This is a genomic window from Rhodococcus sp. S3, assembly GCF_058211795.1.
The window spans coordinates 2,305,410-2,325,314 of sequence record NZ_CM177074.1 but is presented as its reverse complement, the minus strand read 5'-3'; the positions used below and the strand labels follow the sequence as shown (position 1 = coordinate 2,325,314).

At 69.1% G+C, this 19,905-nt stretch carries 18 protein-coding genes and 1 pseudogene; 2 read left to right on the top strand and 17 right to left on the bottom strand.

The window, feature by feature from the left end; genetic code table 11:
• The first annotated feature begins 34 nt into the window (after positions 1–34).
• Both AC0LPE_RS10845 and AC0LPE_RS10840 read left to right on the top strand, forming a co-directional pair.
• The gene (locus AC0LPE_RS10845; RefSeq protein WP_490606190.1) at positions 35–523 is read left to right on the top strand and encodes an SRPBCC domain-containing protein; all 489 of its coding nucleotides are present in this window, start codon (positions 35–37) and stop codon (positions 521–523) included.
• Between the two features lie 130 nt (positions 524–653).
• A pseudogene (locus tag AC0LPE_RS10840) lies at positions 654–1,469 on the top strand (T6SS phospholipase effector Tle1-like catalytic domain-containing protein); the annotation flags it as partial.
• Positions 1,470–1,831: 362 nt separating this feature from the next.
• Here the strand turns inward: AC0LPE_RS10840 and AC0LPE_RS10835 are convergent.
• The 17 genes from AC0LPE_RS10835 to rpe all read right to left on the bottom strand — a co-directional run bounded on the left by AC0LPE_RS10835 (position 1,832) and on the right by rpe (position 19,827).
• A complete protein-coding gene (locus AC0LPE_RS10835; RefSeq protein ID WP_088898513.1) occupies positions 1,832–3,082 on the bottom strand; it encodes an RNA polymerase sigma factor in 1,251 nt (416 codons plus the stop codon).
• 3 nt (positions 3,083–3,085) lie between these two features.
• Entirely contained in the window at positions 3,086–3,424 is a 339-nt protein-coding gene (locus AC0LPE_RS10830) for a YciI family protein (protein WP_088898512.1), read from the bottom strand.
• An 88-nt stretch (positions 3,425–3,512) separates the two neighbouring features.
• A complete protein-coding gene (ppc, locus tag AC0LPE_RS10825; protein WP_490606189.1) occupies positions 3,513–6,275 on the bottom strand; it encodes a phosphoenolpyruvate carboxylase in 2,763 nt (920 codons plus the stop codon).
• Positions 6,276–6,339: 64 nt separating this feature from the next.
• Complete coding sequence (secG, locus tag AC0LPE_RS10820) at positions 6,340–6,573, bottom strand: preprotein translocase subunit SecG (RefSeq protein WP_006551479.1); 234 nt, start codon at positions 6,571–6,573, stop codon at positions 6,340–6,342.
• A gap of 197 nt (positions 6,574–6,770) precedes the next feature.
• A complete protein-coding gene (gene tpiA / locus AC0LPE_RS10815) occupies positions 6,771–7,556 on the bottom strand; it encodes a triose-phosphate isomerase (protein WP_016691702.1) in 786 nt (261 codons plus the stop codon).
• A 5-nt stretch (positions 7,557–7,561) separates the two neighbouring features.
• On the bottom strand, positions 7,562–8,773 hold the full coding sequence (locus tag AC0LPE_RS10810) for a phosphoglycerate kinase (RefSeq protein WP_088898509.1): 1,212 nt from the start codon (positions 8,771–8,773) through the stop codon (positions 7,562–7,564).
• A 26-nt stretch (positions 8,774–8,799) separates the two neighbouring features.
• The gene (gene gap, locus AC0LPE_RS10805; RefSeq protein ID WP_120282439.1) at positions 8,800–9,816 is read right to left on the bottom strand and encodes a type I glyceraldehyde-3-phosphate dehydrogenase; all 1,017 of its coding nucleotides are present in this window, start codon (positions 9,814–9,816) and stop codon (positions 8,800–8,802) included.
• A 134-nt stretch (positions 9,817–9,950) separates the two neighbouring features.
• Entirely contained in the window at positions 9,951–10,934 is a 984-nt protein-coding gene (whiA, locus tag AC0LPE_RS10800) for a DNA-binding protein WhiA (RefSeq protein ID WP_006551475.1), read from the bottom strand.
• Positions 10,925–11,971, bottom strand: coding sequence for a gluconeogenesis factor YvcK family protein (locus AC0LPE_RS10795; protein WP_490606188.1), 1,047 nt, complete (start codon positions 11,969–11,971; stop codon positions 10,925–10,927). The genes whiA and AC0LPE_RS10795 overlap by 10 nt, the downstream gene beginning before the upstream one ends.
• The gene (gene rapZ / locus AC0LPE_RS10790) at positions 11,968–12,882 is read right to left on the bottom strand and encodes an RNase adapter RapZ (RefSeq protein ID WP_490606338.1); all 915 of its coding nucleotides are present in this window, start codon (positions 12,880–12,882) and stop codon (positions 11,968–11,970) included. Before rapZ ends, AC0LPE_RS10795 begins: the two co-directional genes overlap by 4 nt.
• A gap of 23 nt (positions 12,883–12,905) precedes the next feature.
• Positions 12,906–15,143 (bottom strand): excinuclease ABC subunit UvrC, encoded by a 2,238-nt coding sequence (gene uvrC / locus AC0LPE_RS10785; protein ID WP_490606187.1) that lies wholly within the window; start codon positions 15,141–15,143, stop codon positions 12,906–12,908.
• A 9-nt stretch (positions 15,144–15,152) separates the two neighbouring features.
• Positions 15,153–15,662 carry a PH domain-containing protein gene (locus AC0LPE_RS10780; RefSeq protein ID WP_490606186.1) on the bottom strand — a complete coding sequence of 170 codons (510 nt, stop codon included), beginning with the start codon at positions 15,660–15,662 and terminating at the stop codon, positions 15,153–15,155.
• The gene (gene ribH, locus AC0LPE_RS10775) at positions 15,659–16,141 is read right to left on the bottom strand and encodes a 6,7-dimethyl-8-ribityllumazine synthase (RefSeq protein WP_490606185.1); all 483 of its coding nucleotides are present in this window, start codon (positions 16,139–16,141) and stop codon (positions 15,659–15,661) included. The genes AC0LPE_RS10780 and ribH overlap by 4 nt, the downstream gene beginning before the upstream one ends.
• Positions 16,141–17,391 (bottom strand): bifunctional 3,4-dihydroxy-2-butanone-4-phosphate synthase/GTP cyclohydrolase II, encoded by a 1,251-nt coding sequence (locus AC0LPE_RS10770; protein WP_016691693.1) that lies wholly within the window; start codon positions 17,389–17,391, stop codon positions 16,141–16,143. The genes ribH and AC0LPE_RS10770 overlap by 1 nt, the downstream gene beginning before the upstream one ends.
• Before the next feature lie 93 nt (positions 17,392–17,484).
• Positions 17,485–18,090, bottom strand: a complete 606-nt coding sequence (locus AC0LPE_RS10765; RefSeq protein WP_490606184.1) for a riboflavin synthase — start codon at positions 18,088–18,090, stop codon at positions 17,485–17,487.
• A 37-nt stretch (positions 18,091–18,127) separates the two neighbouring features.
• The gene (gene ribD, locus AC0LPE_RS10760; RefSeq protein WP_490606183.1) at positions 18,128–19,147 is read right to left on the bottom strand and encodes a bifunctional diaminohydroxyphosphoribosylaminopyrimidine deaminase/5-amino-6-(5-phosphoribosylamino)uracil reductase RibD; all 1,020 of its coding nucleotides are present in this window, start codon (positions 19,145–19,147) and stop codon (positions 18,128–18,130) included.
• Positions 19,144–19,827 (bottom strand): ribulose-phosphate 3-epimerase, encoded by a 684-nt coding sequence (gene rpe, locus AC0LPE_RS10755; RefSeq protein ID WP_490606182.1) that lies wholly within the window; start codon positions 19,825–19,827, stop codon positions 19,144–19,146. The genes ribD and rpe overlap by 4 nt, the downstream gene beginning before the upstream one ends.
• Positions 19,828–19,905 lie beyond the last annotated feature (78 nt).

Sequence of the window (19,905 nt, the reverse complement as noted above, 5' to 3'; positions counted from 1 at the left end):
TCCGATAAGGCGAGCGCCATCGAGAGGAGCCGTGATGAGCACGCCGAGGACGAACACAGGCGAAGTGAGCCCGGAACGTGATTGTCCGAGCGACGCGTCGCTGGTGCGGCTGATCTACCACCGCAACTTCCTGCTCCCGATCGGCGAGGTCTGGGCGGCACTCACCGATTCGGAGAAGCTGGGTCGCTGGTACGGCACGTACACCGGCGACCCGGCCACGGGCCGTGTGCTCCTGACGATGACCGACGACCTCGACTCGGCCACCACCTATGTCGACATCCTCCGGTGCTCTCCCCCGGAGGGATTCGCCGTCGACGTGGACGAGTGGCAGCTCGAGGTGGCGCTGCGCCAGGTCGGGAAGGTCACCACCCTCGAGTTCACACACCGCCACGTCCCGCGCTCGGAGGCCGGAGAGATCGGGCCGGGGTGGCAGTACTACCTCGACCGTCTCGACGCGGCACTGGCCGGCACTCGCCCGCCGGTGTGGGACGACTACCTCGACCTGGTCGACGAATACCGCTGACCGGCGCCGTTCGCTGCAGTGATCCGCCTGACGAGCACCACCGGATTCGAGTAGCGCACTACCCGTGAGACCTCCCGAGCCGCCTCCTAGCGTCGAATCCACCAACCGGTCGCATTCAGGGAGCACTACGATGCCGCAGCCCGGAACGAGCACACAACCGACAGAGATCACGCAGAAGGTCGCGAGAAGGAAGGGATCGAAGAACATCGTCCTGTGCTTCGACGGCACCGGCAACGAAATTCGGGCGAAGGGGAACACCAACGTCGTCCGTCTGTTCCGCGCGCTCGAGAACACGACGGGCGAACAGGTCACCTACTACGACCCCGGCGTCGGTACCTTCTCCTCCGCCGGGGCCTCGACGCGTGTGGGACAGAGGATCTCCCGCACGCTCGGCCTCGCATTCGGCGTCGGTATCAAGACGAACCTCGCAGAGGCCTACACGTTCCTGATGAAGCAGTGGGAGCCCGGTGATCGCATCTATCTCTTCGGGTTCAGCCGGGGCGCCCACACAGCACGTGCCTTCGCGGCGATGTTGCATCTCGTCGGCCTTCCACGGGCGTCGTCCGAGAATCTCGTGCAGTACGCGATCGCCGCATACGCCCGTCGCAGGTCCTGGGACTCCGACGACTTCGCATGCGCCGAACAGTTCGCGACGACCGTGTGCCGCGCGTCGAACGGGACGTTCTCCGTCCCCGTGCACTACCTCGGGATCTGGGACAGCGTCAGCGCACCCGGAATCTTCGAGAAGGACTACCACTTCGAAAAGACGGCCGAGTTGCCGAACGTGGAATCCGGCCGGCACGCGATCTCCATCGACGAGTACCGCAGGCCGTACAGGGTGGACAAGGTCGCGAACGACCGGATCGAGGAGGTCTGGTTCTCGGGCGTCCACTCCGACGTCGGAGGCGGATTCGAGGACTGCCGACTCGCCGACGTCTCGCTCCGCTGGGTCCTCGAGGGTGCCCTCGACCACGGCGTGCTCCTGCGCCGGACGGTGAGCCTGCGGCAGCTTCCGAAACCGGAGCAGACGAGCGCGACGGCCACGCCGACCCGGATGAGCCGCATCTGGTGGCTCATCGGTCGAGGAACTCGTGAGATCCTCGGCGGGACACGATCTCCCGAAGGACTGAAAGTCCACGAGAGCGTCAGGCTCCGGGAGGACCGTCTGGCGGCCCGGCTACGGAATCCGCACTGGGTCGATCCGGAGTGGTACACGCCGAAGCGCTACGACCTCGAGGTATCCGGCTATACGAACCGCCGAACCGCGCCGCTCCGTCCTGATCGGAGGTCTCGGCGCACCGGGGTCGGTCACAACTCGCGCGAACGCGACAGCTCCGCCGACCTCGCCCTGAGGTGGCGTCGCTCGGGTTCGGTACCGGCGAGCTCGAACGCCCGCCGATATGCTTCGGCCGCTTCGCCTTTCCGGCCGACCCGGGCCAGCAACTCGGCCCGCGCCACCACGTACGGCCCGTAGTCGCGCAGACCCGGCTCCTCGGCGAGTCCGTCGAGGAGTTCGAGGCCGGCCGCGGGCCCGTCGCGCATCGCAACCGCAACGGCGCGGTTCAGTGCGACGACCGGTGACGGGCTCATGGCGGTCAGCACGTCGTAGAGGGCGACGATCTGCGGCCAGTCGGTGCTGTCGAGGTCGCTCGCTTCGTCGTGCAGCGCGGCTATCGCGGCCTGCACCCCGTACGGTCCGGGTGGTCCTCCGGTGAGCGCGGCGACCACCAGTGCACTGCCCTCGTCGATCATCGCGCGATCCCACCGGGAACGGTCCTGCACCTCGAGCAGCATCACGGCGCCGGACGGGTCGGTGCGCGCGTCCCGGCGGGCGTGGACGAGCAGCATCAGCGCGAGCAACCCGCTCACCTCCCGTTCCGCCGGCATCAGACGGTGCAGGATGCGTGTGAGGCGGATCGCTTCCTCGGCCAGGTCGGGGCGTTGCAGATGTTCGCCGCTGCTCGCGGCGTAGCCCTCGGTGAAGATCGCGTACAGCGCCGCGAGCACCACGGGCAGCCGCTCGGGCAGTTCGTCCGGTCCGGGCACCCGGAACGGGATGCGGGCACCGCGGATCTTCTTCTTGGCCCGCACGATCCGCTGCGCCATCGTCGGCGACGGGACGAGGAAGGCCCGCGCGACCTCGTTCGTGGTGAGACCGCCGAGGCAGCGCAGGATCAGCGCGACGCGGTCGTCCGTCGCGAGGGCGGGGTGGGCGCACGTGAAGAACAGCTCGAGGCGGTCGTCCGGCAGTTCCCCGGCCCCGAGCGGCTCGTACGGCGCGCGACGTTCGGTGTCGACGGCGAGTTCGGCCAGTCGCGTCGCATACACGCGGTCGCGGCGCACCCGATCCAGCGCTCGGCGCCTGGCCGTGGTGAGCAGCCACGCGCCCGGACGCTCGGGCACACCGTCGACCGGCCAGTGCACGAGCGCCGCCTCGAGTGCCTCCGATGCGACCTCTTCGGCGAGATCGAGATCGCCGAAGCGATGGACGAGCGCGGCGAGGAGCCGGCCGTGTTCCTCACGGAACACCGACTCGACGGCGGCGGCCGACTCCCCCATCGCTCAGTCCCCGAAGTCGGCGATCGGCCGCACGACGACCGTGCCGCCGTCCCTCGACCCGGGGCAGCGTGCCGCCCAGTCGAGTGCCTCGTCGAGGCTGCCGACGTCGATGACGTCGTATCCGCCGAGCACCTCGCGGCTCTCGCCGAACGGCCCATCGGTCACCGTGCGTCGTCCGTCCGCGTCGACCTGCACGGTCGTCGCGGTGACGAGATCCTGCAGGGCGTGCCCGGACACGAGGACACCCGCATCGCGCATCGCCTTCTCGTAGTCCTGCCAGTCCTCGAAGGTGCAGGTGGGCTCGTCGGTCGTGGATGCGTAGATCAGCAGCATGTACTTCATCGCGGTTGCTCCCGTCTGTGTGGTGTTCGTCCTACACCATCACGACGAGCGGACACCTGCCGTATCGACAACCGACGAGAAAAAATTTCTAGCCGCTGTTGCGCAACGCCGTGGCGAGACCGTTCATCGTGATCTGGATACCGCGCCGGACCCGGTCGGTGTCCTCCCCGGCACGGAACCGCCGCAGCAATTCGACCTGCAGGTGGTTGAGCGGTTCGAGATACGGGAAGCGGTTGTGCAGCGACCGCTCGAGCGCCGGATTGTCCGCGACGAGCGAGTCGTATCCCGTGATCTGCCGGTAGGCGTCGACCGTGCGGGCGTGCTCGTCGACGATGCTCCCGAACACCCGCTCGCGCAGTTCGGTGTCCTCGACGAGTTCGGAGTACCGGGCGGCCAGGCCGAGATCGGACTTGGCGAGCACCTGCGCCATGTTCGACAGCACCGAACGGAAGAACGGCCAGCGACGGTAGAGATCCTGCAGGGTCGCCAACCGGTCCGGATCACCGGCCACCCAGTCCTGCACGGCCGTTCCCGTGCCGTACCAGCCGGGGAGCATCACGCGGCTCTGGGTCCACGAGAGCACCCACGGGATGGCCCGCAGGTCGCTGATCGCCTTCGTCTGCTTGCGGGACGCGGGACGGCTGCCGATGTTGAGGGCACCGATCTCCGAGACCGGTGTCGCGGTGGTGAAGTACTCGACGAAACCCGGTGTCTCGTGCACGAGCCGGCTGTACGCGGCGCGAGCGAGATCGGCGAGTTCGTCGAGGATCCGGTAGGCCTCCGGTGCGTCCTTGCCGAGGCCCTCGACGTCGAGCAGGCTCGACTCGAGGGTCGCCGAGACGAGCGCCTCCAGGTTGCGGCGGGCGAGCACCGGTTCGCGGTACTTCGCGGCGATGACCTCGCCCTGTTCGGTCAGGCGCAGCGAGCCCTGCACCGCGCCGGGCGGCTGGGCGAGGATGGCGTCGTAGCTCGGTCCACCACCGCGGCCGACGGTGCCGCCGCGACCGTGGAACAGGCGCAGCCGGATCCCGGCGGTGCGCGCCGCCTCGACGAGGTCGAGTTCTGCGCGGTAGAGCGCCCAGTTGGCGGTGAGATAGCCGCCGTCCTTGTTGGAATCGGAGTAGCCGAGCATGATCTCCTGCAGTCCGTCGTGTCCGTCGACGAGGCTGCGGAACTCGGGCACGGCGAGCGCGGCGGTCAGCGTGGCGGCACCGCCGCGCAGGTCGTCGATCGTCTCGAACAGCGGGATGACCTGCACCGTGCTGCGCGGATAACCGCGGTCGAGATCGAGCAGCCCGACCTCCTTGAGCAGGACCTCGACCTCGAGCAGGTCGGACACCGACGTGCACATGCTGATGATGTAGTGCTCGATGGCGGCCGGTCCGATGCGACGGACCACGTCGGCCGCGGCACGCAGGATGCCGAGTTCCTTGGCGGTCTCGTCCGACAGGTGGGCGTCAGGAGCAGTGAGCGGGCGCCGGATCCGCAACTCCGCGGTGAGCAGCGCGACCTTGTCGTCCTCCGGCAGGTCGCGGTAGCGGTCGGTCACCCCCGCCCAGGAGAGCAGTTCGGCAACGACGTTCTCGTGGACCTCGGAGTTCTGCCGCAGATCGAGCGGGGCGAGATGGAAGCCGAAGACCTCGACGGCGCTGCGCAGGTGCGCGAGCCGATCGTCGGCGATCACGGCCGCGCCGCCGGCACGCAGCGAGGCGTCGACGATGTTCAGGTCGGTGTGCAGGCGGGCCGGGGTGGCATAGGGCTCGCACGGGATACGCACCGTGTGGGGCAGATCGACGCCGGGCAGCAACCTGTCCGCGGTCGCGGTGAGGCGAGCACGGATGCCGTGCACTGCGCGTCGGTACGGCTCGTCGCTGTGGGCGGGATTGTCGTCGCCCGAGTCGTCGGCGAGCTTCTTCAGAGCGCTGCTGATGGTCGCGGTGCGTTCGGACATCGACAGTGCGCGTTCGAGCGCAGCGAGTTCGGTGAGGTGGTGTCGCAGCGCGGTCTCACAGGCGCGGTTCGCTGCGGTGGTGACGACCTCGCCGTCGACATTGGGGTTGCCGTCGCGGTCGCCGCCGATCCAGGTTCCGGGCCGGACCAGCGGTTCGGTGAGCACCGCCGCGTCGGGCCAGCGTCGCCGGAGTTCGCGTCGCACTTCGGCATTGAGGGCGGGAACGACGTCGAACAGCGCGAGGTCGTAGTAGCGCAGACCGTTGTCGACCTCGTCGCTGATCCTCAGACGCGCGAGCCTGATGAGCGCGGTGTCCCACAGGGTCAGGATGTGCCGGTACAGGGCGCGGTCGATCTCCTCGAGCGCGGCGGGATCGTCGGTCCTCTCCCGGCGCCGCATGAGCTCGGTGACGGCGGTCTGGACGTCGAAGACGGTACGTCGGCGGGTCTCGGTGGGATGAGCGGTGATGACGGGGGCGACGAGAGCCGATGCGAGCGCGTCGGTCACGGTATCGGCGTCGAGACTCGGGCCGGCGGCGTCGAGTTTGGCATAGGTGGCGGCGAGGCTGCTGTCCTGCGGTGGGTCGCCTGCGCGCACGTGCAGGGCCCGACGTCGTTCGCGGTGCAGGTCCTCGGCGAGATTGGCGAGCAGACCGAAATGGCTGAACGCCCGGGCGACGGGAATCAGGTCGTCGGTGGCGACGCCGGCGAAGCGTTCGGCGAGTTCGGTGCGGTCGATCTCGGAGCGCCGGATCCGGAAACTCTCCACCCGGGCGGATTCGACCAGGTCGAAGGTCTCGGGTCCCGCCTGCTCACGGATGACGTTGCCGAGGATGCCGCCGAGCAGGCGGATGTCCTCGCGGAGTGGTTCGGTCGCAGAGGCAGGCACAGTGTCCGTCATACAGCCAGTATCTGTGCCTGGCGGCCGGGGCGCGACCGCGGCAGCGGCTGTGCACCCGCGGGGATCAGCTGAACTTGATCTGCAGTCCGATGCCGAGGATCGAGATCACCCAGATGATGCCGGTGAAGACGGTGAGACGGTCGAGGTTCTTCTCCGCCACGGTCGAGCCCGAGAGATTGGACTGGACTCCGCCACCGAACAGGCTGGACAGACCACCGCCCTTACCGCGGTGCAGCAGCACCAGCAGGATGAGCAACAGGCTCGTGACGATCAGGAGGATGTCCAGGAACAGTTCCATGTCGGTGTTCGATGTCCTTCGGATGGTGGGCGACGTCGGCGTCAGCTTACCCGCTCGTCATACGGGGATGCTGCGGGTGTGCCGGGGACGGTCGTCGTGGCTGCGCGGGTCGGGGTAGCAACACCGCGGTGAGGCGAAACGCGGGTGGGGTGCAGGATCTCGTCGAGATCCTGCACCCCACCGTGATGCCGGTCGCTCTAGAGGAGCGGACCGCCTGCGGCGATCGCCGACAGCTGGGCGAATTCGTCGGCCTTGAGGGAGGCGCCTCCCACGAGGCCGCCGTCGACGTCGGTCTGAGCGATGAGCTCACCGACGTTCTTGGCGTTGACCGACCCGCCGTACAGGACGCGGACCGAGGCCGCGACCTCGGGCGAGGCCAGCTCGGCGAGGGTGTTGCGCACCGCGGCGCACACCTCCTGCGCGTCGGCCGCCGAGGCGACCTTGCCCGTGCCGATGGCCCAGACCGGCTCGTACGCGACGACGATCTTCGCGATCTCCTCGGCGGACAGGCCGGCGAGCGAGTTCTTCAACTGCTCGACGTTGTACTCGACGTGGTTGCCTGCTTCGCGGACGTCGAGTCCTTCACCGATGCACACGATCGGCGTGAGACCGTGCCGCAGCGCGGCCTTGGTCTTGTCGCGGACGATCTCGTCGGTCTCACCGTGCAGGGTGCGACGCTCCGAGTGCCCGACGACCACGTAGGTGCAGCCGAGCTTCGCGAGCATCGCGCCGGAGATCTCGCCGGTGTAGGCGCCGGAGTCGTGGACCGACAGGTCCTGGGCTCCGTAGGTGATGCCGAGCTTGTCGCCCTCGACGAGGGTCTGCACCGAGCGGATGTCGGTGAACGGCGGGATGACCGTCACGTCGACCTTCTCGAGGTACTTCTCGGGAAGGGTGAACGCGATCTTCTGCACCAGGGCGATGGCCTCGAGGTGGTTGAGGTTCATCTTCCAGTTGCCCGCGATGAGCGGTGTCCGTGCCATGACCGTCAGCCCTCCAGAACTGCGATGCCGGGCAGTTCCTTGCCCTCGAGGTACTCGAGGGAGGCGCCACCACCGGTGGAGATGTGCGAGAAACGGTCCTCACCGAGGCCGAGCGACCGCACGGCCGCAGCGGAGTCGCCGCCGCCGACGACGCTGAACGCTCCCTTGCCGGTGGCCTCGATGATCGCTTCCGCGACACCCTTCGTTCCGGCCGCGAAGTTCTCGAACTCGAACACGCCCATCGGGCCGTTCCAGAACACCGTCTTCGCCGAGCCGAGGAGCGAGGCGAAGCGCTGCACGGATTCCGGTCCGATGTCGAGGCCCATCCATCCGTCGGGGATGGAGTCGGCCGCGACGGTCTGCAACTGTGCGTCGGCCGCGAACTTGTCGGCCACCACCACGTCCTGCGGGATGTGGATGACGTCGCCGAAGCGTTCGAGCAGCTGCTTGCAGGTGTCGATCATCGACTCCTCGAGCAGCGAGGTGCCGACCGAGTAGCCCTGTGCCGCAAGGAAGGTGAAGCACATACCGCCACCGATGACGAGCGTATCGACCTTGGGTGCGAGCGCCTCGATGACCCCGAGCTTGTCGGAGACCTTCGAGCCGCCGAGCACCACGGCGTACGGACGCTCGGTGTCGGTGGTGAGCTTGGCGAGCACGTCGACCTCGGCTGCGACGAGACCACCCGCGTAGTGCGGGAGCAGCGTCGCGACGTCGTAGACCGACGCCTGCTTGCGGTGCACGACACCGAAGCCGTCGGAGACGAATGCGCCGTCGTCGCCGACGAGCTCGACGAGCTCACGGGCGAAGGCGAGCCGCTCGGCATCGTCCTTGCTGGTCTCGCGAGCGTCGAAGCGGACGTTCTCGAGCAGGAGGATGTCGCCGTCGGTCAGCCCTTCGGAACGCGCCAGCGCATCCTGGCCGACGACGTCGGAGGCGAGCTGGACGTTGCGGCCGAGCACCTCACCGAGCTTCGCTGCGACGGGCGCGAGCGAGTACTTCGGATCCGGCTCGCCCTTGGGGCGGCCGAGGTGCGCGGTCACGACGACCTTGGCCCCGGCCTCCGCGAGCGCGCGGATGGTGGGCGCGGACGCGAGGATGCGGCCGGCGTCGGTGATCGTGTCGCCGTCGAGCGGGACGTTGAGGTCGGAGCGCACGAGTACGCCCCGACCCTCCACACCTGCGTCGAGCAGATCCTCGAGGGTCTGAACTGCCACTGTTCAAATGTCCTGTTCTACGAGTTTCAGAGAGACTTGCCGACGAGACCGACGAGGTCGGCAAGACGATTCGAGTAGCCCCACTCGTTGTCGTACCACGAGACGACCTTGACCTGCTCGTCGATGACCTTGGTCAGAGGCGCGTCGAAGATCGACGAGTGCGGGTCGGTGACGATGTCCGAGGAGACGATCGGATCGGTGTTGTACTTCAGGATGCCCTTCAGCGGACCCTCCGCAGCAGCCTTCAGTGCGGCGTTGACCTCGTCGGCGGTGGCCTTCTTGGTGAGGGTCGCGGTGAGGTCGGTGACCGAGCCGGTCGGGACCGGGACGCGCAGCGCGTAGCCGTCGAGCTTGCCGCGCAGCTCGGGGAGCACGAGGCCGATGGCCTTGGCGGCGCCTGTGCCGGTGGGGACGATGTTCAGGGCGGCGGCGCGAGCGCGACGCAGATCCTTGTGCGGTCCATCCTGCAGGTTCTGATCCTGGGTGTACGCGTGGATCGTGGTCATCAGGCCCTTCTCGATGCCGAATTCGTCGTTCAGCACCTTTGCGAGGGGGCCGAGGCAGTTCGTGGTGCACGAGGCGTTGGAGATGATGTTCTGCGTGCCGTCGTACTTGTCGTGGTTGACACCCATGACGATGGTGATGTCCTCGTCGGTGGCGGGCGCCGAGATGATGACCTTCTTGGCACCGGCGTCGATGTGACCCTTCGCCTTGGCGGCGTTGGTGAAGATGCCGGTGGACTCGACGACGACGTCGACACCGAGGTCGCCCCACGGTAGAGCGGAGGGGCCTTCCTTGATCGAGAGGGCCTTGATCTTCCGGTCGCCGACGACGATGTCGTCGCCCTCGACATGCACGTCCTTGTCGAGGCGCCCCAGGATCGAGTCGTACTTCAGGAGCGTCGCGAGGGTGTCGTTGTCGGTGAGGTCGTTGACGGCAACGATCTCGATGTCGGTGGTACCGAGTGCCTTCTGTGCCTCGACCGCCCGGAAGAAGTTGCGCCCGATGCGTCCGAATCCGTTCACGCCTACGCGGACAGTCACAATGAAGCTCCTTTGCCCAGTATTCGATGGTCGTGGTGGTGCTCGTGCTCGTGTGACCTCCACCCTAGTGGGATGTGGCCGTACTGCGGGGAGCCGCCCGGTCGTGGCGCGAACTCCCTTGCAAGCCTGCCCCGCTATGCCTCGTCCAGCAACTCAGCGGTGACGGCCGACTCCGTGTCGGGGATCCCGAGTTCCTTCGCTCGACGATCCGCCATCGACAGCAGACGGCGGATCCGTCCCGCGACGGCATCCTTGGTCATCGGCGGATCGGCGAGCTGACCGAGTTCCTCGAGGGACGCCTGACGGTGCTGCACGCGCAGCGCGCCGGCGGCGGCGAGGTGATCGGGAACGTCGGCGCCCAGGATCGCCAACGCCCGCTCGACCCGCGCAGCGGCAGCGACGGCGGCGCGTGCGGACCGGCGCAGATTGGCGTCGTCGAAGTTGGCGAGACGGTTCGCGGTCGCCCGCACCTCGCGGCGCATGCGACGTTCCTCCCAGACCAGCCGGGTGTCCTGCGCGCCCATGTGGGTGAGCAGCGCGCCGATGGCCTCGCCGTCGCGGATCACCACGCGGTCGGCGCCGCGCACCTCACGTGCCTTGGCGGTGACGCCGAGCCGGCGGGCGGCGCCGACGAGCGCGAGGGCGGCCTCCGGGCCGGGGCAGCTGACCTCGAGGGCCGAGGAACGGCCCGGTTCGGTGAGCGAACCGTGGGCGAGGAACGCTCCGCGCCACGCCGCGGCGGAGTCGGAGACGCTGCCACCGACCACCTGCGCAGGCAGTCCGCGCACGGGTCGTCCGCGCCCGTCGAGCAGGCCGGTGCGGCGGGCCAGCGCCTCACCGTCCTTGCCGACGCGGACGATGTACCGGGAGCTCTTGCGCAGACCGCCCGCGCCGAGCACCTGGATCTCGGCGGGATAGCTGTAGAGCTCGAAGATCTCGCGGCGGAGGCGACGTGCGATCGATCCGAGGTCGACCTCGGCCTCGACGACCACCCGTCCGGCGACGATGTGCAATCCCCCGGCGAAGCGCAGGAGGGCGGACACCTCGGCCTTGCGATTGCTGATCCTGGTGACCGACAACCTGCTCAGCTCGTCCTTGACCTCCGCTGTCATTGCCACGAGACGCTCTCCCTCCCGTCCCCGCGCGCGGCACGGACTCCACCGCGCGAGGACAGACATGTTTCCAGTGCCCCCGCCAACTTGGCGGGGTCGTGTCGATGCGTACCGGTCTCGGCGACGTCGACGAACGAGACGTCCGCTCCGAATCGGGCCGCGGACCGGCTCAGGTGCTCGCGCTCGCGTCCTTCCGGTACCGAGGCAGCATCCACGACGACGTGGTCGACACGGAAATCGGGGGCGTGCTGGGCGAGAACGTGCAGGTGACGTTCCGCGGAGAAGCCTGCCGTCTCCCCCGGTTCCGCCGCGAGGTTGAGCACGAGGACCTTGAGCGCCGTCGTGTGGACCAACGCCTCGTGCAGGTCCGGGACGAGCACGTGCGGGATGACGCTCGAGAACCAGGATCCCGGGCCGAGCACCACGAGATCGGCCTCGCACACCGCGTCGAGCGCCGGCGGACAGGCCGGCGGATCGGCGGGGATCAGGCGGACGCGGCGCACCTTGCCCGGGGTGGTCGCCACCGCGACCTGTCCCCGGATGCAGCGGCTCACCCGCGGGTCGGATTCGAGTCCCGACACGTCGGCTTCGATGTCGAGGGGGATCGGCGACATGGGCAGTACCCGACCGCGTACGTCGAGGACGCGAGCGAGCATGTCGAGAGCAGTGACGGTGTCGCCCGCCACCTCGGCGAGCCCGGCGAGGATCAGGTTGCCGACGGAGTGCCCGGCGAGTGCGCCTGTGCCGCCGAAGCGGTGTTGGACGGTCTCGGTCCACACCCGGACCTCGTCGTCGCGGCCGGCGAGTGCGGCGAGGGCCATGCGCAGGTCGCCGGGTGGGACGACGCCGAGTTCGGCGCGCAGCCGTCCCGAGGAACCTCCGTCGTCGGCGACGGTCACGACGGCGGTGACCCGGTCGGTGAGGCGCCGGACGGCACTGAGCGTCGCGTACAGACCGTGTCCGCCGCCGAGAGCGGTGATCGCAGGTCCGGGCGCTGCCCCGGGGTTCGGAGCGCTGTCGGAGTTCGGAGTCTCGGCGTTCACTCGCGCCCCAGATCCCGGTGCACCACGTTCACCGTCAGATCCGGTTCCTGCTCGAGGCGTGCGGCGAGGGCCTCGGCCATCGCCACGCTCCGGTGTTTCCCTCCGGTGCAGCCCACTGCAATCGTCATGTAGCGCTTCCCCTCCCGACGGTAACCGGCGGTCGTCAGATCGAGCAGCCGGTGATAGGTGGCGAGATAGTCCTCGGCACCGTCGCGGGAGAGTACATAGTCGCGCACCGCCGCGTCCTGCCCGGTGTGCGGACGCAGTTCGGCGATCCAGTGGGGGTTCGGCAGGAACCGCACGTCGCACACGACGTCGGAGTCCATGGGCAGGCCGTACTTGAAGCCGAACGACTCCACGGTCACCCGGATGGTGTCGGATGCGGCGTCGCCGAAGGCCGCATCGATCTTGCGACGCAGATCGGGCCCGGACAGCGCGGACGTGTCGATGACGAGGTCGGCCGCGGCCTTGACGGGAGCGAGCTGCTCGCGTTCGACGGCGATGCCGTCGGTGAGCGTGCGGTCGGCCGTGTCGGACTGCAGCGGATGGCTGCGGCGCACCTGCTCGAACCGCCGGACGAGCACCGAGTCGGCGGCTTCGAGGAAGAGCACCCGGGTGTTGACCGGGCGGGCCGCCAGATCGGTGACCACGCGTTCGAGGTCGCCGGTGAACAACCGGCTGCGCACGTCCATCACCACGGCGAGGCGTTGCAGCGGAGGTTCGGCCTGCACCGCGAGATCGATCATCGACAGCACCAACTGGGGCGGGAGGTTCTCCGCGACGTACCACCCGAGATCCTCGAGGGCGGTCGCCGCCGTACTCAGTCCGGCTCCGGACAGGCCGGTGACGACGATGACCTCGGCCTGCGCCGGCCGTTCACCGTCGACACCCTGTTCCGAACCGTCCGCCATTCCCGGGATCCGACCCACTTCGGTCACTGTTCCGACTCCGCTCGTACTCCCGACACGCCGACGGAGCCATCATCGCCTACCGGCGTGTCGCCCGCATCCGCGGCAGCCGGGTCGACCACAGGTGCCGTAACCGGAGCGCCCGCAGGGGCGGGGGTGGCGTCGCTCTCGTCCGCGACGGCCGGGGAGTCGGTGTCCTGCGGCGATTCGGCCGGAGCGGGTGCGTCACCCCGCAGCGCCTCGAGGACGGCCTTCGCCGTGGCCTGCCCGATCCCGGGCACCGCGGTGATCTCCTCGACGCTCGCCTCCCGCAGTCGCGCGACGGACCCGAAGTGGGTGACGAGCGCCTTGCGCCGGGTATCGCCGAGACCGCGGACCCCGTCGAGAGCGGAGGCCGTCATGCGCTTGGACCGCTTGCTGCGGTGGTAGGTGATCGCGAAACGGTGTGCCTCGTCGCGGATGCGCTGCAGCAGGAACAGCGACTCGCTGGTCCGCGGGAGGATCACCGGATCCTCCTCCCCCGGCACCCACACCTCCTCGAGACGCTTCGCGAGTCCGACGACCGCGACATCGGTGACACCGAGTTCGTCGAGGACCTCGCCCGCAGCCGCGACCTGCGGTGCACCACCGTCGACGACGAACAGGTTCGGCGGATAGGCGAACCGCCGCGGACGGCCCGTCGCCGGGTCCAGTGCCGCTTCGGGCGCCAGATCCCCGCCGTCGCCTCCCTCCGGGGCGGAACCGTCCGGATCTGCCTGCCGGGCGAGGTCGCGGTTGTGGCGGAGGAAACGCCGGCGCGTGACCTCGGCGATCGAAGCGACGTCGTCGGAGTGCCCGTCGCCGGCGGCGTGCTTGATGGCGTAGTGCCGGTAGTCGGACTTACGGGGCAACCCGTCCTCGAAGACGACCAGCGATGCGACGACGTCGGTGCCCTGCACGTGGCTGATGTCGACGCACTCGATGCGCAGCGGCGCCGAGTCGAGGTCGAGGGCGTCCTGGATGCCCTGCAACGCCGCCGATCGGGCGTTGAAGTCGCCCGCGCGCCGCAGCTTGTGCTGCGCGAGTGCTTCCTTGGCATTGCGCTCGACCGTGTCGGCCAGTGCCTTCTTGTCGCCGCGCTGCGGGATGCGCAGACGCACGGGACCGCCGCGCAGGCGCCCGAGCCAGCGGCTCATCTCGTCCGGGTCGGGCGGCAGGGCGGGAACGAGCACCTCGCGCGGCACAGCGCTGGTGGCGTCCGCGTCGTCGGTGCCGAGCGCGGCCTCCTCGCCGTAGAACTGGGTGAGGAACTGTTCGACGAGCAGCGAGAGTTCTTCGGCGTCGTCGGTCCCCTCGGCGGCCTCGACGCCTTCGACGTCGCGGTCCTCGGGACGGTCGAGCACGTCACCGGACTTCTCGACGACCCAGCCGCGTTGACCGCGCACGCGACCGCCGCGCACATGGAAGACCTGGACGGCCACCTCGAGGTCGTCGCCCGCGAACGCCACGAGGTCGGCGTCGGTGCCGTCGCCGAGCACGACGGCCTGCTTCTCGAGTGCCTTGCGCAGTGCGCCGAGATCGTCGCGCAGTCGCGCCGCGGTCTCGAAGTCGAGTTCCTCGGCAGCGGCCTGCATCCGTCGCTCGACCTCGCGCACGAGTTTGTCGGTGCGACCGGCGAGGAAGTCGCAGAAGTCCTCGACGATGCGGCGGTGCTCGTCGGCAGTGACGCGGCCGACGCAGGGCGCCGAGCATTTGTCGATGTATCCGAGCAGGCAGGGGCGGCCGATCTGGGCGTGCCGTTTGAACACCCCCGCCGAGCAGGTGCGCGCCGGGAACACACGCAGCAGCAGGTCGAGGGTCTCGCGGATCGCCCACGCGTGCGAATAGGGTCCGAAATACCGCACCCCTCGACGACGCGGACCGCGGTAGACGAACAGTCTCGGATACTCCTCGTTCAGCGTGACGGCGAGCATCGGGTACGTTTTGTCGTCCCGGTACCGCACGTTGAACCGCGGGTCGAACTCCTTGATCCAGTTGTATTCGAGTTGCAGCGCCTCGACCTCGGTGCGCACCACCGTCCACTCGACCTTGCCCGCCGTGGTCACCATCTGCCGGGTCCGCGGGTGCAGCGACGCGATGTCGGCGAAGTACGAGTTCAGACGCGAGCGGAGGTTCTTCGCCTTGCCGACGTAGACGACCCGGCCGTGCGGGTCGCGAAACTTGTAGACCCCCGGCTCCGTGGGAATGGAGCCGGGGGCAGGACGATATGTCGAGGGGTCGGGCACAGGTCCAGGTTAGTCGTCGCCCCTGACGGCTCCGCCGTCGTCACCGTCGGTGTCGTCGTTGCGGACGGTGTTCGTGTAGCGGGACTCGAGTTCGCGGAATCGTTCGAGCGCATCCACCGCGGTCTCCCCGTCCCGGGCCTGGATCGCGACGACGGCCACGTACTCGTCGAAGGGCAGTTCCAGGCGGGCCCAGGGCGCGCCGTGGTCGAAGAACAATCCCCGCACGTCGCTCCAGGGGATGTGACGTTCTGCGATCACGTTGCGCACGGTCACGCCGGCCGCGCCGGCCCGCAGCCGCGGCCGGGTGAACAGCAGGATGCCTCCGGTGAGCACGACACCGATCGCGAGCAGAGCGATCTGGTCCACGACCCGCAGGTGTACGCCCGTGTCGCCGCCGCCGCGCAGTACGAGCGCCGCGAAGATGTGCACGGCGAGGACGAAGACCGCGGCGACGACGACCCAGCGCCGCATCTTCTCCGGGCGTACCTCGAGATCCCAGCCGGTCTCGGTGCCGGTCACCTTTGCGCCTTCCGCAGTCGCCGCAGTGTCACGGCGGTGTCGAGGGCGGCAGCGCAGGCCTGTCCGCCCTTGTCCTCCATCGAATCGGGCAGACCCGCGCGGTCGCGGGCCTGCTGCTCGGTGTCGGTGGTGAGCACACCGTTACCGACCGGTGTCCCTTCGTCCAGGGCGATCCGGGTGAGGCCGTAGGTCACGGCGTCGCACACGTACTCGAAGTGCGGCGTTCCACCACGGATGACCACACCGAGCGCGACCACCGCGTCGTGGGTCCGGGCCAGTTGCTGCGCGACGACCGGGAGCTCGATGGCACCTGCGACCCGCTCGAGGGTCACGTCGGTCACGCCGGCCTGTTCGGCCACGCGTTGCGCACCGGCGATCAGGGCGTCCGAGATCTCGGCGTGCCAGCGACCGGCGACGATCGCGAGACTCAGTCCTGCGGCGTCCGCGAGCTGCAGCTCGGGCAGGCCTTCGCCGCTCATCAGGCGTCTCCCTCGTCGAACTCGTCGAGACCGATCAGGTCGTGGCCCATGCGATCGCGCTTGGTGCGCAGGTACGAGATGTTCTCGCGGTTCGCGCGCAACGGCATCGGGACGCGCTCGGTGATCTGCAGGCCGTAGCCGTCGAGACCGACGCGCTTGGCCGGGTTGTTGGTCAGCAGGCGCATCGACGAGATGCCGAGGTCGACGAGGATCTGGGCGCCGATGCCGTAGTCGCGGGCGTCGGCGGGCAGGCCGAGCTGCAGGTTGGCGTCGACGGTGTCGGAACCGGAGTCCTGCAGCTGGTAGGCCTGCAGCTTGTGCATCAGGCCGATGCCGCGTCCCTCGTGGCCGCGCATGTACAGCACGACGCCGCGGCCTTCCTCGGCCACCATCTCGAGGGCGGCGTCGAGCTGCGGACCGCAGTCGCAGCGCAGCGACCCGAAGACGTCGCCGGTCAGGCATTCGGAGTGCACGCGCACGAGCACGTCGGAGCCGTCGCCGTCCGGGCCGGCGATGTCGCCGCGGACGAGCGCGACGTGTTCGACCTCGTCGTAGATGCTCTGGTAGCCGACGGCCGTGAAGTCGCCGTGCCGGGTGGGGATGCGGGCCTCGGCGACGCGCACGACATGCTTCTCGTGCTTGCGGCGCCACGCGATGAGATCCGCGATCGAGATCAGGGCGAGCTCGTGCTCGTCGGCGAAGACCCGCAGTTCGTCGGTGCGGGCCATCTCGCCTTCGTCCTTCTGCGAGACGATCTCGCAGATGACGCCGGCCGGCCGCAGGTCGGCCATGCGGGCGAGGTCGACGGCGGCCTCGGTGTGCCCGGGCCGGCGCAGGACGCCGCCCTCCTTGGCGCGCAGCGGCACCACGTGACCGGGACGCGTGAAGTCCTGGGCAGTGGAGGTCGGGTCGGCGAGCAGCCGCATGGTGGCGGCGCGGTCGGACGCGGAGATACCCGTGCCGATGCCTTCCTTCGCGTCGACGGTGACCGTGTAGGCGGTGCCGTGCTTGTCCTGGTTGACGCTGTACATCGGGGGGAGCCCGAGCCGGTCGCAGTCCTCGCCGTCGAGTGGGACGCACAGATAGCCGGAGGTGTAGCGCACCATGAACGCCACGAGTTCGGGTGTGGCCTTCTCTGCGGCGAAGATGAGGTCGCCCTCGTTTTCACGGTCCTCGTCGTCGACTACGACGACCGCCTTACCGGCGGCGATGTCGGCGACCGCGCGCTCGATGGTGTCGAACCTCGTCACTTCCCTGGACTCCAACTCTCGTATCCGGACGACCCGTACCGGAAGGTCTCCGGCTCGTGAACACAGCACTGTCGTGCTCCACACTACGACGCGTCAGCGCGCGTTCTGCAGGCGCTCCACGTACTTGGCGATCACGTCGACCTCGAGGTTGACGAGGCTGCCCGGAGCGGCGGTGCCGAGCGTCGTGAGCGACAGGGTGGTCGGGATGAGTGAGATCTCGAACCATTCGTCACCGCGTTCCCCACCGAGCGCCGAGACGGTGAGCGAGACGCCGTCCACGGTGATCGAGCCCTTTTCCACGACGTAGCGGGCGATTTCGGCGGGTAGCGAGATGCGCACGACCGTCCAGTTCTCGGAGGGTGTGCGGGCCAGGACCGTGCCCGTCGCGTCGACGTGTCCCTGCACCAGATGGCCGCCGAGACGACTGTCGATCGCGGCGGCGCGTTCGAGGTTGACCGGGCTGCCGGGCGTCAACTGCCCGAGCGACGACCGGTCCAGCGTCTCTTTCATCACATCCGCGGTGAACGCGCTGCCGTCGACCACGTCGACCACTGTCAGGCACACACCGTTGACCGCGATCGAGTCACCGTGCTTCGCGTCGGAGGTGACCACCGGACCGCGCACCGTGAAGCGCGCCGCGTCGGCGAGATCCTCCTTCGCCACGATCTCCCCGAGTTCCTCGACGATGCCGGTGAACATGTTCCGCTCCTTGCCCCGGTGCGTGACCGGTCTCGATTCAGTCGTCCCGGTCCGGGACGAGTGTCAACAGGATGTCCGAGCCGACCGTTTCGACCCGCTCCCGGCGGAACCGTAACGCGTCCGCGATCGTGTTCACTCCCGCGCCCTCGACGGCGGCCTCCCCTGCTCCGAGCACCACCGGCGCGAGGTATGCCTGGATGCGGTCGACGCAACCCGCCGCGAGGAAGGCACCTGCGAGCCGGGGACCGCCCTCGAGCAGGACGTCGGGATGATCCCCGAGCGCGTCCAGCACCTCCCCCACATCATGGGTACGCAGCACCAGGGTGGGGGCAGCGTCGTCGAGAACCCTTGCCGAGGTAGGTATCTCACGCATCCCGACGACCACCCGAAGCGGCTGGTGCGGGGCGAGCTCACCTTCGGGCAGCCGAGCCGTCAGCCAGGGGTCGTCGGCGAGCACCGTGCCGGTTCCGACGATGATGGCGTCGAGCCGGCTGCGCTGGTCGTGCACCCGTGCCCGTGATTCGGGGCCGGAGATCCACCTGCTCGTCCCGTCGGCGGCCGCACTCCGGCCGTCCATCGAGGCGGCGTACTTCCACGTCACGTGCGGTCGCCCGGTGCGCTGGCGGTGCAGCCAAGCCCGCAACGGTCCCCGTGTGACGGCCTCGGCCCCCAATCCCGGATGCACGGTCACCCCGGCGGCGCGCAGGGTGTCCGCACCACCGCCGGCGACGGGGTTGGGGTCGGCCACCGAGTAGTACACCGTCGCGATGCCCGCCTCGACGAGGGCGCGCGCGCACGGGCCCGTGCGTCCGGTGTGATTGCACGGCTCGAGAGTCACGACGGCGGTGCCGCCCCGGGCGCGTTCTCCGGCCGCTTCGAGAGCCCGGATCTCCGCGTGCGGCCCCCCGGGCGGGGCGGTGGCACCGACCCCCACCGGCTGCCCCTCCGCGTCGAGGATGACCGCACCGACCGGCGGGTTCGGGCTCGTCGTGCCCCGCACCGCCTCCGACGCGTCGAGCGCGAACTGGAGCGCTTCGGCGATCTCGGGTGTGGTCACGGGGCGAGCGTCAGGTGCCGGGACGCAGTCCCGGCCTGCGCCCGAAGTTTCCGGACCGCCTCACCGGGATCGTCGGCGCCGTAGACGGCCGATCCGGCGACGAAGCAGTCCACACCGGCCTCGGCGGCGGCCTCGATGGTGTCGGCATTGATACCGCCGTCGATCTCGACGAGCAACCGCAGTTCACCGGAGTCGACGAGACGACGGACCTGCCGGGCCTTGTCGAGGACGTCCGGGATGAAGGACTGACCGCCGAAGCCGGGTTCGACGCTCATCACGAGCAGGGTGTCGAATTCCTTCAGGATCTCGAGATAGGGCTCGATCGGGGTGCCGGGCTTCACGGACAGCCCCGCCTTGCCACCGGCGGCCCGGATATCGCGCGCCACGGCGACCGGATCGTCGGTCGCCTCGGCATGGAAGGTCACGTTGTGCGCACCCGCCTCTGCGTAGGGCGGCGCCCAGCGACCGGGATTCTCGATCATCAGGTGACAGTCGAGGGGGATGTCGGTCGCCTTCAGCAAGGACTCGACGACGGGGAGTCCGAGGGTCAGGTTCGGTACGAAATGCGCGTCCATGACGTCGACGTGGAGCCAGTCGGCACCGGCGACAGCCTGCGCCTCGTCGGCGAGACGAGCGAAATCTGCGGACAGGATCGAGGGGGCGATCATCGGGTGGGCCACATCGGTCGAGTCTAGACGAGCGCGCCGGGCGTGTCGGCACCCGGCGGCCGGCTGTCGGAGGCACCCCGTCGCGGTCCG